General features: G+C 65.1%; 11 protein-coding genes. 5 read left to right on the plus strand and 6 right to left on the minus strand.

The window, feature by feature from the left end; translation table 11 throughout:
- The first annotated feature begins 35 nt into the window (after nucleotides 1-35).
- From HZS63_RS03080 to HZS63_RS03100, 5 genes are all read left to right on the plus strand, one after another.
- Nucleotides 36-1,586, plus strand: coding sequence for an ATP-binding protein (locus tag HZS63_RS03080; RefSeq protein WP_180682586.1), 1,551 nt, complete (start codon nucleotides 36-38; stop codon nucleotides 1,584-1,586).
- Between the two features lie 20 nt (nucleotides 1,587-1,606).
- Complete coding sequence (locus tag HZS63_RS03085) at nucleotides 1,607-3,043, plus strand: sigma-54-dependent transcriptional regulator (RefSeq protein WP_180682587.1); 1,437 nt, start codon at nucleotides 1,607-1,609, stop codon at nucleotides 3,041-3,043.
- Between the two features lie 159 nt (nucleotides 3,044-3,202).
- On the plus strand, nucleotides 3,203-5,449 hold the full coding sequence (locus HZS63_RS03090; RefSeq protein WP_180682588.1) for a putative bifunctional diguanylate cyclase/phosphodiesterase: 2,247 nt from the start codon (nucleotides 3,203-3,205) through the stop codon (nucleotides 5,447-5,449).
- Nucleotides 5,450-5,452: 3 nt separating this feature from the next.
- Nucleotides 5,453-6,592, plus strand: a complete 1,140-nt coding sequence (locus tag HZS63_RS03095) for an ABC transporter substrate-binding protein (RefSeq protein WP_180682589.1) — start codon at nucleotides 5,453-5,455, stop codon at nucleotides 6,590-6,592.
- Nucleotides 6,589-9,306, plus strand: a complete 2,718-nt coding sequence (locus HZS63_RS03100) for a PAS domain S-box protein (protein ID WP_180682590.1) — start codon at nucleotides 6,589-6,591, stop codon at nucleotides 9,304-9,306. Before HZS63_RS03095 ends, HZS63_RS03100 begins: the two co-directional genes overlap by 4 nt.
- A gap of 52 nt (nucleotides 9,307-9,358) precedes the next feature.
- Here the strand turns inward: HZS63_RS03100 and HZS63_RS03105 are convergent, their stop codons facing one another.
- From HZS63_RS03105 to ugpB, 6 genes are all read right to left on the minus strand, one after another.
- On the minus strand, nucleotides 9,359-10,939 hold the full coding sequence (locus HZS63_RS03105) for a glycerol-3-phosphate dehydrogenase/oxidase (protein WP_180682591.1): 1,581 nt from the start codon (nucleotides 10,937-10,939) through the stop codon (nucleotides 9,359-9,361).
- An 11-nt stretch (nucleotides 10,940-10,950) separates the two neighbouring features.
- A complete protein-coding gene (gene ugpQ / locus HZS63_RS03110) occupies nucleotides 10,951-11,700 on the minus strand; it encodes a glycerophosphodiester phosphodiesterase (protein ID WP_180682592.1) in 750 nt (249 codons plus the stop codon).
- Nucleotides 11,697-12,704 carry a sn-glycerol-3-phosphate ABC transporter ATP-binding protein UgpC gene (ugpC, locus tag HZS63_RS03115; RefSeq protein WP_180682593.1) on the minus strand — a complete coding sequence of 336 codons (1,008 nt, stop codon included), beginning with the start codon at nucleotides 12,702-12,704 and terminating at the stop codon, nucleotides 11,697-11,699. The genes ugpQ and ugpC overlap by 4 nt, the downstream gene beginning before the upstream one ends.
- A 21-nt stretch (nucleotides 12,705-12,725) precedes the next feature.
- Complete coding sequence (ugpE, locus tag HZS63_RS03120; RefSeq protein ID WP_180682594.1) at nucleotides 12,726-13,589, minus strand: sn-glycerol-3-phosphate ABC transporter permease UgpE; 864 nt, start codon at nucleotides 13,587-13,589, stop codon at nucleotides 12,726-12,728.
- A complete protein-coding gene (gene ugpA, locus HZS63_RS03125) occupies nucleotides 13,586-14,470 on the minus strand; it encodes a sn-glycerol-3-phosphate ABC transporter permease UgpA (RefSeq protein WP_180682595.1) in 885 nt (294 codons plus the stop codon). Before ugpA ends, ugpE begins: the two co-directional genes overlap by 4 nt.
- A 76-nt stretch (nucleotides 14,471-14,546) precedes the next feature.
- The gene (gene ugpB / locus HZS63_RS03130; protein WP_180682596.1) at nucleotides 14,547-15,869 is read right to left on the minus strand and encodes a sn-glycerol-3-phosphate ABC transporter substrate-binding protein UgpB; all 1,323 of its coding nucleotides are present in this window, start codon (nucleotides 15,867-15,869) and stop codon (nucleotides 14,547-14,549) included.
- Between the last annotated feature and the right edge of the window lie 94 nt (nucleotides 15,870-15,963).

The following is a 15,963-nucleotide window of genomic DNA, read 5'->3' on the forward strand; positions in this document are numbered from 1 at the left end:
CGCCTGCCTCCGCTTCCCGTCTGTGGACCTCCCTCATGGGGGCCCGGTTGGTCGTGGCCATCGGTCTGTTCGGCTTGCAGGGTCTGGCGTATGTCCAAGGAAGCACGAACCTGTGGCTGCTGGCCCTGTGTGGCGTGTATCTGGTCGCGACCGCTGCGGTGCTGCGCTGGTCTCGCCCCGCCCACTCCGACGCCTACTGGGCTCCCGGCTGGGCACTCACGCTCTGGGTGGACCTGACTGTGTTCGGCCTGCTGCAGACCTTCCAGCAGGGCGGATTCAACTATTCCCCCCTCTTTGTGCTGCCTGTGTTGCTGGCCTCGGTGCTGGGCCCCATCATCCTGGCACTGGGCAGCGCGGCATTCGGCACGCTGGTGCTGCTGTTCGACGCTTTTTCCGGTGACGTGCTGCGTCCCGGCCAGTCCACCATCACCTATGTGCAGGGGGCGATCACGGGTGGCGGGCTGTTCCTCGTGGCGCTGCTGGCCAACCAACTGGCCACCCGGCTGGGGCGTGAACAGGCTCAGGCACGGCTGCACCGCGCCCTGGCCGACGCGGAATCCCAGGTCAACCAGCTCATTGTCACAGGGCTGAGCGAAGGCGTCATGGTCATGGACGGCCAAGGCCACATCTGGCACGCCAACCCGGCCGCCTGCACCATGCTCGGCGATCGCGAAGCCGCCCCCCCGTACCGCCGTCTCATGGCTTTGCCCGGGTGGGCCGTCCTCTCGGGCTGGACCCGAGGCGTGCTGCGGCTTGGGCAGGACGATCAGTGCGAACTCAACTTGCCGACACCGACCGGCGAGCCCCAGCACGTGCTCTTGCGGGCCCGCGTCATTCAGCCCACAGCCGATCAGGCCACACCCATCGATGCCGTCTGTGTGGTCTTCATGGAAAACCTGCGCGACATCGAAACCCGTGTGCGCAACGAAAAGCTCGCTGCCATGGGCCGGGTGTCGGCCGCCGTGGCACACGAAATCCGCAACCCCCTGACCGCCATTGCCCAGGCCAATGCCCTGCTCAGCGAAGACGCGCTCAGCCCCGTTCAGCGCCGCCTCACCCACATGATTGGCCAGAACGCCCAGCGCCTGGGCCGCACGGTGGATGACATTCTCGACGTTGCCAAACTCCCCACGCGCCCTCCGGCCCCAGCGTCCGTGCTTGCGCTGGACGCCACGGTGAGCGCCATCGTCAGCGACTGGCAACACCAGCACCCTGGCGGCCCGCCCGTTCGCTTCAGCCCCGGCGCTGCGGGCCTGAACGTGCGCTTCGATCCGGAACATCTGCGCCGTGTGCTCGTGAACCTGCTGGACAACGCGCACCAGCACGCCCCTGCGGACAGTCGGCGGGTGGAAATCAGCACCGGCTCGCCCGCTGCGCTGGAAGTATGGAACCCCGGCCCGCCTTTGCCACCGTCGGTGGCCCAATTTCTGTTTGAACCCTTCACCTCATCCCACAGCCGCTCCAGCGGACTGGGACTGTACCTGTCGCGCGAACTCTGCCTGCGATACGGTGCCGAACTCAGCTACCAAGCCACCACCCGCGACGGGGTAGCCGGGCATGCTTTTACCGTACAGTTCCGCGAATGACCTTGCCCTAAACTCGCCGCATGGCCCCACCCCCCCGCCTACTGGTCGTGGACGACGAGCCCGACTTGCGCACCCTCTACGAACTCACCCTGCTGAAAATCGGCTACGAGGTTGACACCGCCGCCGATTTGGCCGAGGCGCGGCAGTGCCTGGCCCAACAGCGCTACGACCTCCTCATCACCGACATGCGCCTGCCCGACGGGCTGGGCTTGGAGCTGGTCCGAGCATTGCAGGCCGCCCAGCGCCCGGAAAAGTCCATCGTCGTCACGGCCTACGGCTCCGCCGACAACGCCGTGGAAGCCTTGAAAGCGGGCGCGTTCGATTACCTCACCAAACCGGTGGATCTGGCCCAGTTCCGATCCGCCGTGGCCAACGCGCTTCGGGACGCCACCCCAACGGCTCCCAACCCCAGTTTGGGGCACCTGCCCCGCAGCCCCATCAGACCGGCCATTGACGTCGAGCCCTGCACACCCGCCCAGGCTGCGCTGGCCTGCATCGTCGGCCGCTCTGCCCCTATGCAGATGGTGCGCGAACGCGTGCAGCGCGTGGCCCGCAGCATGGCACCCGTGCTGGTGCAGGGGGAATCGGGCACCGGCAAGGAGCTGGTGGCTCGTGCCCTGCACGCCTGCAGCCACCGGGCCGATGGTCCTTTCGTGGCCGTCAACTGCGGAGCCATTCCCGAAACGCTCATCGAAGCCGAGTTCTTCGGCGTGCGCAAAGGGGCTTACACCGGCGCCACGGCGGACCGGCCCGGCTACTTCCAAACCGCCAGCGGCGGCACCCTGTTCCTGGACGAAATCGGCGATCTGCCCCTGGCCATGCAAGCCAAGCTGCTGCGTGCCATTCAGGAACGACAGGTGCGTGCCCTGGGCTCGCCCCAGGAGGAACCGACCGACGTGCGCATCGTCAGCGCCACCCATCACGACCTGGCCCGCGCCGTGCGCGATGGCCGCTTCCGGCAAGACCTGTTCTACCGGCTCAACGTGATCGAACTGCGCATCCCGCCATTGCGCGAACGCCGCGAAGATCTGCCCGAACTCATCCAGGCCATCCTGCAACGGGTGACCGAGCGCAACGGCGAGCCCCAGGTCCCCCACCTGTCGGCCGATGCGCTGCATGTGCTGACCGCCTACCCGTTTCCGGGCAATGTGCGCGAGCTGGAAAACATCCTGGAGCGGGCCATGGCCCTGCACCCCGGCCCCACGCTGGGGGCCGAAGCCATCCACCTGCCCAGCCTGACACCCGAGGCACCCCCCTTCGTCCACAGCGGCTTTCCACACAGCGCCACCGCACTGGGCGAATCCAACGCGCCACCCCTGCCCCCAGACGCGCCCTCCCGCGAACACCTGGAGCAGTTGCTTCAACGCAACCGCTGGAACCAGAGCCGCACCGCCCGGCAACTGGGTTGGACGCTGGCCAAGCTGCGTTACTGGATACAGCGCCTGGGGCTGGAGTAGCGCCTGAAGCTTGTGGACCCAGATCACGCGAACGACGTGCCGACGATCAGCAGGCTGACCGCTGGCGCCTGTCCAACAGCCCTAGGGAATACCCCGGAAATGGCATGAGACGGCCATGGGTCGGTGCTATATTGCGCGGACCTGTGAGTACCGACTCCCATGACGACGCCCCACGCCCACGAAGACGATTTCATCCGTTTCGCCGAAGACGATGGGCAGGGCGCCTTGCCAAGCGGCGTCTCACCTCTGCGGGCCTGGAACATCCTGGTCGTCGATGACGATGAAGACGTCCATCAGACGACCCGATTTTCCCTCGAAGGGGTCCAGCTCTTCGGGCGGCCGCTGGCTCTGCTGCACGCCACCTCGGCGGCCCAGGCGCGCGACCTGCTGCACACCACCCGCGATGTGGCCGTGGTGCTGCTCGACGTGGTCATGGAAACACCCGACGCCGGCCTCGGCCTCGTGGATCACATCCGCAACACCCTACAGATGATGGCGACGCGCATCGTGCTGCGCACGGGCCAACCCGGCTACGCCCCTGAGCACGAAACCCTGCTGCGCTACGACATCAACGACTACAAGACCAAATCGGAGCTGACCCACCACAAGCTGCTGACGGCCATCACCACCGCGTTGCGGGCCTACCAGCAGCTGTGCCTGATCGAAGCCAGCCGGCGCGGACTGGAGCAAATCGTCGCGGCTTCGGGTGAACTGTTGCGGGCCGCGGGCATCCAGCGGTTTGCCTCGGGCGTCATCACCCAGATCGCCGGCATCCTCGGCACGCGGCCTGAGGGCATCGTCTGTGCCCGGGGACAGGCAACAGGAGGTTACCGGGTGCTGGCAGCCGCCGGTCAATACGCCGGTCTCGTGGGCCTCCCGGTGGAGCGGCTGCAGGACCAGCACGTGGCGGCCCTGCTCGAGCAAGCGCTGCAATCCGGCCAAAGCGTGTTCACGGACCACGCATCCGTGCTCTTCCTCGGCGAACGTCAGGGCGATGGCATGGCCGCCTTCGTGCAGTCCGACGCCCGCATCCAGGCCATGGATGTGCAGCTGCTGCGGGTTTTCTGCACCAACCTCACCGCGTGCCGCAACCAGTTGCTGACCTTGGAACGGTTGCACCACGTGGCCTATGAGGACCCGATGCTCAAGCTGCCCAACCGCACCCGCTTCATCGAGCTGCTGGCGCAATCCTTGGCGCACGGCGACACCAACCAGGCCCTGGTGCTGGTGGACGTGGACGATTTCGCCGGAATCAACGATCTGATGGGGCACGACTATGGCGACGAGTTGCTGCGGGCGATGGCCAAGCGTCTGGCCGAATCCGCTGGGTCAGAGGTGGTCTTGGCCCGGGTGTCGGGCAATGCCTTTGGCCTGCTCGGACCAAGTGACATCGTGGACCCGGAACGGATCCTGAGCTTTTTCGTGACCCCGCTGCAAGTGGCCGGCAAGCCTCATCGCGTCTCGGTGACGCTGGGCGCCTGCCTGCTGAACGACCCGGGCATCGACGGTGTGAACTGGCTAAAAAACGCCAGCATCGCGCTCAAGCAGGCCAAGCGCGACCGGCGCGGCCGCTTCGTGCGCTTTACCCCGGAAATGGCCCAGCACGCGCGCAACCGGACCCAGATGCTTTCAGAGCTGCACGCGGCGTTCGACCACAACCACCTCTACCTCGCCTACCAGCCCCAGTTGGATCTGCGCACGGGCGAGCTGATCGGGCTGGAAGCGCTGATGCGGTGGCGCGGACACGACGGCCGCATGGTTCCGCCAGACCGCTTCATCCCGCTGGCCGAACAGTCCGGCCTGATCGTCGGGCTGGGCGACTGGGGCCTGAAAACCGCCTGCCTGACCATGCGCGAACTGGTGCAACAAGGGCTGGCCCCCAGGCGCATGGCAGTCAACGTGTCGGTCGTGCAGTTCCAGACACCGGGTTTTGTCGAACGGATACAGCACGCGCTCGACACGGCAGGGCTGCGGCCTGACCAACTGGAGCTGGAGATCACGGAATCCGTGTCGCTGCTCGGGCACGGCGTGATCGAGACGCTGCTGGAACGCCTGCGAGCCATGGGGGTATCGATTTCGATCGACGATTTTGGCACCGGCTACTCCTCGCTGAGCTACCTGGAGCGGTTGCCCCTGGACCGCATCAAGATCGACAAAGCCTTCGTCACCCGCATGTCGGCCGAAGGTGGGCCCCGCATCGCAGAACTCATCGCCCAGCTCGGGCAGAAGCTGGGCCTACAGGTACTGGCCGAAGGCATCGAAGACGCCCACGCTTGGCGCAGCCTCGCGGCCATGGGCGTGCACGAGGGCCAGGGCTACCACATCGCCCGGCCGCTGGACGTGCCAGAACTCCTGGAGTGGTTGCGCCAGCGCCCCACCGATCCGCGTCACTACACTCAGGAGTGAGCCATGGGCCTTCATGCCCCGCACTGGTCGCGCCGGCAATGGTTAGCAGTCGGCATGGGTGCAACCATGCTGCTGACCCTGCCCGGTTGTGCGAAACGCTCCGTACGCCTGGGCTTCATGGGTGGTCTCACAGGCCCGGCAGCGGACCTGGGTGTGGCCGGGCGCGACGGCGCCCTGCTGGCGGTCGAGTGGTGGAATGCGCGTGGCGGCGTCAACGGCAGCCCAGTGGAACTGGTGGTATTTGACGACCGGCAACGCCCGAGCGAGGTGGCCAGCCTGCTACCGGCGATCCGTGAGGCAGGACTGATCGGTCTGGTCGGCCCCATGACCAGCAGCGTGGCCGAGCGCTGGATTCCCTTGGCCAATCAGGAGCGGCTGGTGACCGTCTCGCCCACGGTCACAAGCTCCGACTTTACGGGGCAGGACGACCACTTCTTCCGGGTCTGCTCGACCACAAAGGAATATGCCCGGCTATCGGCCGAGCGGCATATCGGAGCCAGGCAGGGCGGGCGCTACGCCATCGTGCGCGACGACAGCAACGCGGCGTACAGCCGCAGCTGGGCTGAGCATTTCACCGAGCGCGCCGAACAACTCGGCGCCCAGGTGGTCCACCAAGAAGCCTATCGCCTCGACTCGCCCGGCGAGAGCTTGGCACCTGTCCTGGCCCGGACCATGGCCCACGCCCCGGACACGCTCGTCATTGTCACCAACGCCTTGGATGCGGCCAACCTGCTGCAACTGCTGCGGCGTGAGCAACACGCGGTGCAGGTCATCACTGCGGAATGGTCGGCCACAGAGCAGCTCCTGGATCTGGCGGGCCGCGCAGCCGAAGGCGTGATGGTGGCTCAGTACTTTGATCGCAACAGCCAGACCCCTGCGTACCAGGCGTTCAAAACCGCCTTTGGGTCACGGTTCCAGCGCAGCCCCGGCTTTGCTGAAGTGGCCGCATTCGATGCCACCCATGTGCTGCTGAGCGCCTATGCCCGGCGGCAGCGCGGCGAAGACCTGCGCAGCGCTCTGCTGCGCATACGCCAGTTCGAGGGTCTCCAACAAACCATCGCGTTCAACGAACATGGGGACGCCGAGCGGCGACTCTACATCACCCACGTTTCGAATGGCCAGTACATGGCTGAAGCCGAATGACCAAGCGCGCCAGGGGGCCCTACACGATCCGCCAGGTACTGATTGGCCAGTTCCTGCTGGTGGTGCTGTTTGCCGCATCGGTGGTTGCCGTGCTGATGGTGTTCTGGCGCCTGCCCATGGTCAAAGCCCAAAACGAAATGGAACAGCGGCGTGCCGCCGCCGCGGCGGCGCACCAGGTGGACATCAACTTGCAGTACGCCGAGCAACTGGCCGCCGGCCTGGCCAGCGCACTGGAGGTGGCGGCCACGACCGTGGAGGGTCGCACGGGCTTTGAATTGTTGCTGCTGCGTCTGGTGGCTCAGACCCAGTTCTTCCAAGGCATCTACCTGCTGGACCAGGAAGCACGGGTGCGTGAACTGTTCGTCGCCTCGGGCATGACGTCGCGCATCACCAACTGGCGAGGAAACGACCTCAGCGGACTGGGCGGTATCCGGGAGGCGGGGCGGCGGGGCCGGGCACTGTGGAGCGATCAATACCGCTCTCCGGTACTGGACCTGCCCGTGGTGGCGTACAACGTGCCACTGAACGACGGATTTCTGGTGATCGAGCTCGGCGTACACCGCCTGGCTGAAACGGTGCGCCAGTCTCTGGCTCTGGACGGGCTGATGGTGCTGGTCACGGATGGCAAGGGTGAGGTGGTGGCCGCCCCGGACATGACCTGGGCCGCCCTGCGGCGCAACGTGGCCCACTGGCCCGTGTTCCAGGCAGCCAAGGCCGGGCAGCCCCTGCACGACGTGATCGACCTGGATGGCGTGCGTTACCAAGGCGCCGGCCAGCGGCTGGACCGCATCGGCTGGGTCGTGCTGGCGGGCTACCCGGTCGATGTGGTCAACGCGTCGGCCCGCACCGCGCTGGGCATCACACTGGTTACGCTGGTGGTCGCCGTGGGTTTTGGGTGGTTGCTGTTGCTGTGGTTTTCCCGCGTCATCCAGCGCCGCTTGAACCGCAGCCTGGTGTTCGCCAGCGAAGTGGCCCGAGGTCGGTACGATGCCCCTTTGCCCAGCACCGGCGTGCAGGAGCTCGATGCCCTCGGCCAGGGTTTGCGGAACATGGCCATGCAGATCCAGCGCCGCGAGGCCCAGTTGCGCGCCATCGTGGACACCACACCGACACTCGCCATCCAGTGGTTCGACCGCGACGGGCACGTGCTGGACTGGAATCCGGCCTCCGAGACCGTGCTGGGCTGGACGCGCGAGCAGGCCTTGGGCAAAACGTTGGACGAACTCATCTACACCCCAGAGGAGGCGGCCAGTTTTGTGCAGTTGTTACGCGAGATCGAGCGCACGGGAACCCCGTTCGGGCCTTATGAAGGCACGATACGCAAACACGACGGTCAGATCGCGCATATCCTGTCCACCACTTTTTCCATCCCCGACCTGCAAGGCGGCTCGATCTTCGTGTGCATGGACGTGGACATCACCGACCTCAAGCGCAAGGAACAGGCCGTGCGCGAAAGCGAGGAGAAGTTCAACTTCTTCTTTCGAGCCAGTCCGGTGGCGGTGGCGGTGCTGGAAGCAGACGAACAGGGCTACCACTACCTGGACGTCAACCCGGCCTGGCTGGCCTTGCTGGGCTACGAGCGAGACGAGGTGATCGGGCACAGCGCGTCGCTACAAGGCGCACTGCTCGACGAAGAGGTGCTGCAGACCACCTTCCGGCGTCTGCGCACCAGCAACGCGATCAACGGCACCTTGGGCCGGCTGCGCAAGAAGAACGGGGAAACGCTCATGGTGGACGTGTACATGCGCACAGTGGCGTTTCAGGAGCAGACCCTGCTGATTTGTTCGATGCTCGACATCACCGAGAAACGGGCGATGGAGCAGGAGCTCAGACGCCTCAACACGGAGCTGGAACAGCGCATCGCCGCCCGCACGCAGAGCCTTTCCGAAGCCAATGCCGCCTTGACGGAGGCGATCGAGCGGCTCAAAAACACCCAGGCACAACTGGTCCAATCGGAAAAACTGGCCTCTCTGGGTTCGCTCGTGGCGGGCGTGGCTCACGAACTCAACACCCCGATTGGCAACGGGTTGATGTCGGTCTCTGCCCTGGAAGACCGGTTGAAGGTCTTCCGCCAGCGGCTGGAATCCGGGCTACGCAAATCGGACCTGGATGCCTTCCTGGGTCAGGTCGAAACCGCGACTGACATCGCTCAGCGCAACCTGAGACGGGCCTCGGAACTCATCGTCAGTTTCAAACAGGTGGCCGTCGATCAGACCAGCTCGCAGCGACGCCAGTTCTCACTGTCGGAGGTGTTGCACGAAATCGTCTTGACGCTGCAACCCATGGTCAAGCGTACACCGATCGAGCTGCTCGTGAATGCGCCGGTGGATGTGCAGATGCATTCTTACCCCGGTCCGCTGGGACAGGTGTTGACCAACCTGATCCAGAACGCCCTGATGCATGCCTTCCCCGACCGGGATCACGGACGCATCGAGATCGCCGTCGAACCACTGGGCGATGCCGCCGTGCGCATCCGGGTACAGGATGACGGCGTGGGCATCCCGCCGAACCAGATCGACCGCATCTTCGACCCGTTTTTCACCACCCGACTGGGCCGTGGTGGAACGGGTCTGGGGTTGCACATCGTGCACAACATCGTCACCGGCATACTGGCCGGACACATCACCGCTGGGAATCACCCTCAAGGCGGAGCGGTATTCGTCATCGAATGCCCTCTACAAGCCCCCAAGACAATAAAGGAGACCACACCATGAGCTTCAACGACTTGACCATACGCTTGCGCATCACCATCGGCATGGGCCTGCGTCAACCTGGCAGGTAAGCGGCAGCCAAGGCGTCGAAGGCACCGAGTCGCGGGTCGAGTCCCGTTTCATCCTGCAACAAGCTGGCCACGGACGGCGCCATCTCCCGGGCACGGGCGGCATCGACAAACAGCACTCGCCAACGCCGGGCCAACACATCTTCCACCGTGCAGGCGTATTCGTGGCGGGCGGCAAACCGCACCATGGCTTCCGTCAAGCCATGGCCCAGGTCCCGGTCCGCGCCGGGGCATGCTTGGACATCGGGCCATTCCGAACCCCACAGGTGGGGACCCGGCGGCTGGTGCAGGGCCACCGTGGGCGCACCCGCCGCCGGCGCGCCCACCAGCGCATGGTGCGCGGTCACGCCACCCTCGCGCACCGGCAGAAGGCCCTGGGCAAAACAGGTATCGAGCACATCTTCTGCCATAGCGCGGTAGGTGGTCCACTTGCCACCGGTGACGGTGACCATGCCGTTCGCGTCCGCCACGATGGTGTGCTCGCGCGACAAGGCGTGGGTGCTGTCAGACCCGCCCGTTCCATGGGCGGCCACCAGAGGGCGCAACCCGACCCACAGGCTGCGGATATCCGCCCGGCACACGGGGCGACTCAATACCCGGCTGGCCTCGGACAGAATGAAATCCAGCTCTTCCTCGAAGGGTTGCGGCTCGCGTGGCACATCCTCCCGGGGGGTGTCGGTGGTGCCCAGAACCAATGCGCCCATCCACGGCACGGCGAACAGCACGCGGCCGTCGGAGGTTTTGGGTACCAATAAGGCATGTGAGCCCGGCATGAAGGCACGGTCCACCACCACATGCACCCCCTGGCTCGGCGACACCAGGCGTGACGGTATGCCTTGGAGGCTGGCGGCGGCCTGTTCACGTAGCCGATCCACCCACACGCCAGTGGCGTTGACCACCGCCCGCGCGCGCACCGTGGTACGCCGGCCCTGCAAGGCGTCGGTCACCTGCAATTCGAGCCGAGGGGCTCCATCTGCAGAGGGCTCCAGACAGCTGACGCCGGAGACGGATGCGTGGTTGAGTACCAAGGCCCCCGCTCGCTGTGCGGTCCGGGCCAGCGCCAGCGCCAGCCGGGCATCGTCGAATTGCGCGTCCCAGTACGACACGCCGCCGCGCAAGCCAGCCGGCTGCAAGCCGGGCAAAGCAGACAGGGTCTGTGGGGCCGACAGCCACTGCGTGGCACCCAGGCGCGCCCGACCGGCCAGCGCGTCGTAGAGTTTGAGCCCGGTACCGTACAGCGGAATTTCCCACCGGCGGTAAGACGGCATCACGAACGGCAGGGGTTGTGCCAGATGGGGTGCGATGTGCAGCACGGTGGAGCGTTCTGCCAGGGCCTCACGTACCAAGGACAGTCGGCCTTGCGCCAAATAGCGCACCCCCCCGTGCAGCAGTTTGGTGGAGCGCGACGAGGTGCCGCTGGCGAAATCGTGCGATTCCAGCAACACCACGGAGAAGCCACGCAGCGCGGCGTCCAACGCCACCCCCAAACCAGTGGCACCTCCCCCCACCACCGCGAGATCGGTCACACCGACCCCCTCGAGCCGGGCCCACAAACTGGAACGTTGCATCGCCGAACCGTTCAGACCAGGTTGAGCAGGTTCATGTGGTCGGTGATGAGCCCCTCCACCCCCAGGCGCTGGAGGCGCCGCGCCTCGGCGGCGTCATTGACGGTGTAAGACAGCACGCGCCAGCCATGCGCCTGGGCGTTGCGCATCAGGGCCTCATCGATGAGCGGATGGTGGCACACCAGGGCGACACAGGCCAGCTGCTGGGCCACCGCCTCCCAGCCGGGCCAGAAGCGGTCCAGCAGCAAGGCCCGGGGCAGATCGGGCGCGGCCTGCTGCGCCGCTTGCAGGGCGTGAGGTTGGAAGGAAGACAGCAAAGGAGGCACCGGGGCCTGTGCCCAGAGGGCTTGCGCGGCCAAGGCCACGCTGGTGCCGGTCGACGCCTCATGGCTATGCACCGGCTTGATTTCGATGTTCAAGTACGCGCCTCGCTCCAGACACCAAGCCGCCAGCTCGTCAAGCCTCAGCAGGCGCTCGCCCGCGTACTCGGCCGAATGCCAGCCACCCGCATCCATTTGTACCAGCTCGGCCCAAGCCTTGTGTTCGACCGAGCCGCTGCCGCTGGTGGTGCGATCCAGCGTGGCGTCGTGCAGCAGATAGGGCACGCCGTCGGCACTGAGCTTGACATCGCACTCGAACATGCGATAGCCAGCCGCCCAGCCGAGGCGAAAGGCGGCCAGGGTGTTTTCCGGGGCGTCCTTGCCGGCACCCCGATGCCCGATCCACAGCGGGTAGGGCCAGTCGTTCAAGGCCGCCTGGCTCATGCGCGCCTCAGGCCCGTGGCCGCATCAAAGGTATGGATCAAGGCCTCGTTGGGTCGGACGCGCACCGTGTCGCCCATGGCAGGCGCGTCGTCCTGCGCCGGGATGCGCATGGTCAGGTCCTCCTCACCCAAGCGCAGGTGCAGCAGCCGCTCAGCCCCCAACAGCTCGATCGAGTCCACCACGGCTTCCCAGCCCTGTTCGTCCCACAACAAATGCTCGGGCCGGATGCCCAGCACCGTGCCCGCCTGCACCCCGGGCGCGTGGCGCAGCAGGTTCATGGGTGGCGCGCCCATGAAGCCGGCCACGAACAGGCTGGCCGGGCGGCGGTACACCTCCTCCGGGGTGGCAAACTGTTCCATACGGCCGCCGTTCATCACCATCATGCGTTGTGCCAGGGTCATGGCCTCGACCTGATCGTGCGTGACGAACAGCGAGGTGATGCCCAGGGTACGGTGAAGCTTCTGGATTTCGAGCCGGGTCTGCGCGCGCAGCTTGGCGTCGAGGTTGGACAGCGGTTCGTCGAACAGAAACACCTGAGGCTGCCGGACGATGGCACGCCCCATGGCCACGCGCTGGCGCTGGCCGCCCGAAAGCTGGCTGGGCCGGCGTTGCAGCAATGCCGAGAGCTCCAGCGTCTGGGCTGCCGCTTCCACGCGCGCGCGCACCTCGGCCTCGGGCAAACGACGGATGCGCAGCCCATAGGCCATGTTGTCGAACACGCTCATGTGCGGGTACAAGGCATAGTTCTGGAACACCATGGCGATATCGCGCTGAGCAGGTTGCACCCCGTTGACCGTTTTGTCACCGATCGTGATGTCGCCACCGGTGATGTCCTCCAGACCGGCCACCATGCGCAACAACGTGCTCTTGCCGCAACCCGACGGACCCACCATGACGATGAATTCGCCATCGTCGATCTGGGCATCCACACCGTGGATCACCTGCACGGCGGTCGGTCCTGTGCCGTAACGTTTGATGACTTGTTTGAAACCGAGAGAGGCCATAGGAGTTCTTGCTTATCTTGCTTATTTTTCGCTGTCCACCAAACCGCGAACGAACCATTTCTGCATCAGCACGACGACCAGCGTGGGGGGCAGCAGGGCCAGCACGGTGGTGGTCATGACGAGGTTCCAGTCGGTGGCAGCGTCACCCGTGCCGATCATCTTGGCGATGCCGACGACGATGGTGTCGAGGTGGATGTCGGTGACGATGAGCAGCGGCCAGAGATACTGATTCCAGCCGTACACGAACAGGATGACGAACAACGCTGCGATTTGGATGCGGGTCAGCGGCAGCACCACGTCCCAGAAAAAGCGCAGCGGTCCGGCGCCATCGATCTTGGCGGCTTCGACCAGTTCGTCGGGCAGCGTGAGAAAGAACTGCCGGAACAGCAGCGTGGCCGTGGCCGACGCGATGAGTGGCAGGGTCAGCCCGGCAAAGGTGTTGATGAGGCCGAGATCGGTCACCACCTGGTAGGTGGGCAGGATGCGCACCTCCACCGGCAGCATGAGGGTGATGAAGATGAGCCAGAAGCACACCATGCGGCCCGGGAAGCGGAAGAACACCACCGCGTAGGCCGAGATCACCGACACCAGGATTTTGCCCACGGCAATCACCAGGGCCATGGCCAGGCTGTTGCGCAGCATGGTCCACACCGGGGGCGAAAGGTGCGAGCCGCCCATGCCCTCCACCAGCACCTGCCGGTAGTTTTGCCAGCCCTGGTCGCCGGGCCACAGAGGCATGGGGGCCTGGGCGATCTCTTGGTTGGTGAGGGTGGAGGCCACGAAGGCCACGTAGAGGGGAAAGGCGGTGATCGCCAGCCCTACCCAGAGCACGAGGTGAGCGAACACGTTGGAACGGTTCGAGGGAGCTGCGGCGACTTGACTCATGCGTAATGCACCCGTCGTTCAATGAAACGGAACTGCACCATCGTCAGGCCGATGACGAGCAGCATGAGCAGCACGGACTGTGCCGCCGAATGCCCCAGGTCCAGCGCCACGATGCCGTCGTAATACACCTTGTAAACGAGGATTTCGGTGGCTTTGGCCGGCCCCCCCGACGTGACCGCGTGGATCACGCCGAAGGTGTCGAAAAAGGCATAAACCAGCCCCACGACCAACAGGAAAAAGGTGGTGGGTGACAACAGCGGAAAGACGATGGTGCGGAACCGATGCCACGGGCCGGCACCGTCGATCGACGCCGCCTCCAGCAAGGACTTGGGGATCGATTGCAGACCCGCCAGAAAGAACAGAAAGTTGTAAGCAATCTGCTTCCAGGCGGAAGCCAGGATGACGAGTATCATGGCATCGGTCCCGTCGAGGGTAGGGTTCCAAGCCACGCCTGCTTGGCGCAAACCATAGGACACCACCCCAATGGCAGGATTGAACATGAACAGCCACAACACACCGGCGATGGCCGGAGCAATCGCGTAAGGCACCATGAGCGCGGTGGTGTAGGCCCCTCGCCCCCGCAGCAGGGCATCGGCGGCCACGGCCATGACAAGCGCTGGCACGAGCGCCAGCACGGTCACGGACGTGGAGAAAACCAACGTCCGCACCACGGCATCGTAGTACGCCGGATCGGTGAGCACAGCGTGGAAGTTGTCCAGCCCCACCCATTGCACGGCGAGGCCAAACGGATCCTGCTGCTGAAAGGCCATCAGCACCGCCTGTGCGCTGGGCCAGATGAAGAACACCAGCGTCACCGCCAACTGAGGGGCCAGCAACGCATACGGCAGCCAGCGGTTCGGAAAGACGACTTTTCTTTGCATAAGACAGCCACCCCTGCGGGAGGGGTGGGAATGGAGTCCAGAAAAGCGGCCAGTCCGGTGCCGGCCGGTGGGGCGATCAGTTTGCGGAACGTTCGAAAGCGCGCAGCAAGGCGTTGCCACGGCGCTCGAAATTCACCATGGCCTGAGCAGCCGTCTGACGGCCTTGCAGCGCACGCTCGACCTCTTCGTGATAGATGTCGCGGATTTCGGTCCAGCGACCAAAGCGGTAACCGTTGGTGTGCTCGCCTTTGGCGCCTTCGATCAGCGAGAGGATGGGCACGTCACGACCCGGGTTCTGAGCAAAGAAGCCTTCGTCCTTCATGGCTTTGAAGGCGCTGTTGGTGGCGGGCAGGAAGCCGGTGGTCTTGGCCCATTCGGTCATGACCTTGTCGGAACGCAGATAGTCCAGGAATTTGGCGACGCCGCGGAATTCATGATCGCTGCGGTTGGGGGCGTTGAACACCCACAGCGAGGCCCCACCGATGGTGGTGGCATAAGGCGCGCCCTCGACATCCGGCCAGTAAGGCAATTGGGCGGTACCGAATTCGAACTTGGCATCGCGCGCGATGGCCCCCAGACCACCGGAGGACTGGGTCAACATGGCACATTCGCCGCTGATGAACTTGGCCGCGGCGTCGTTGGAGCGACCGCCGTAGTCGAAGCGCTTGTCCTTTTGCATATCGACCAGGGTCTGCACCATGCGCACGTTCATGGGGTTGCTCACGGTCAGCGAGGTACCCAGGCCACCACGACCGTTGCTCAAGGTACCCATTTGCAGGTTGTGGCGCGAGCTGAACTGCTCCAGCATGATCCAAGCCAGCCAGGTGGTGGTGAAGCCGCAGGCGGCCGCGTTGGTGGAACGGATCTTGCCGGCGGCCTCGATCACCTCAGGCCAGGTACGGGGCGGCTGCTCGGGATTCAGACCAGCCTTGCGGAACGCGTCCTTGTTGTAAAACAGCACGGCAGTGGACACATTGAATGGCATGGACAGCAGATCGCCATTCGGCAGGCCGTAATAACCGCGCGCCGGGGCGATGAAATCGGCCGGATCGAAACGGATGTTGGCACGCTTGAACACGTCGGAGACGGGCAGTATGGCGCCACGGGCCTGAATCATATCGCCCGAACCGGCATCGAACATCTGCATGATGTGAGGCGGGTTGCCGGCACGGAAAGCCGCCACGGCAGCGGCGCGCTGTTCGGGGTACTGCCCCTTGAACGACACCACGACGCGGTATTCATTCTGAGACTTGTTGAAGTCGTCGCCAAAGCGGCTGAGCAACTCGCCCGAGGGGCCGGTCAGGCCCATCCACATCTGGATTTCGGTGGGGGCTTGTTGCGCCATCGCGGCGCCAGCAATGGCGACGGTGCACGCCATCAAGGTACGCTTGAAAGACATGAATCTACCCTCCTGGTGGGTCACTGTAACATGGAGAACGACTCGCCGCGAGTCGTACAAGACTAGCAGTTTGTGTGACCAATATGACACATTG

The organism is Tepidicella baoligensis (assembly GCF_013432195.1).
Classification (GTDB): Bacteria; Pseudomonadota; Gammaproteobacteria; order Burkholderiales; family Burkholderiaceae_C; genus Tepidicella; species Tepidicella baoligensis.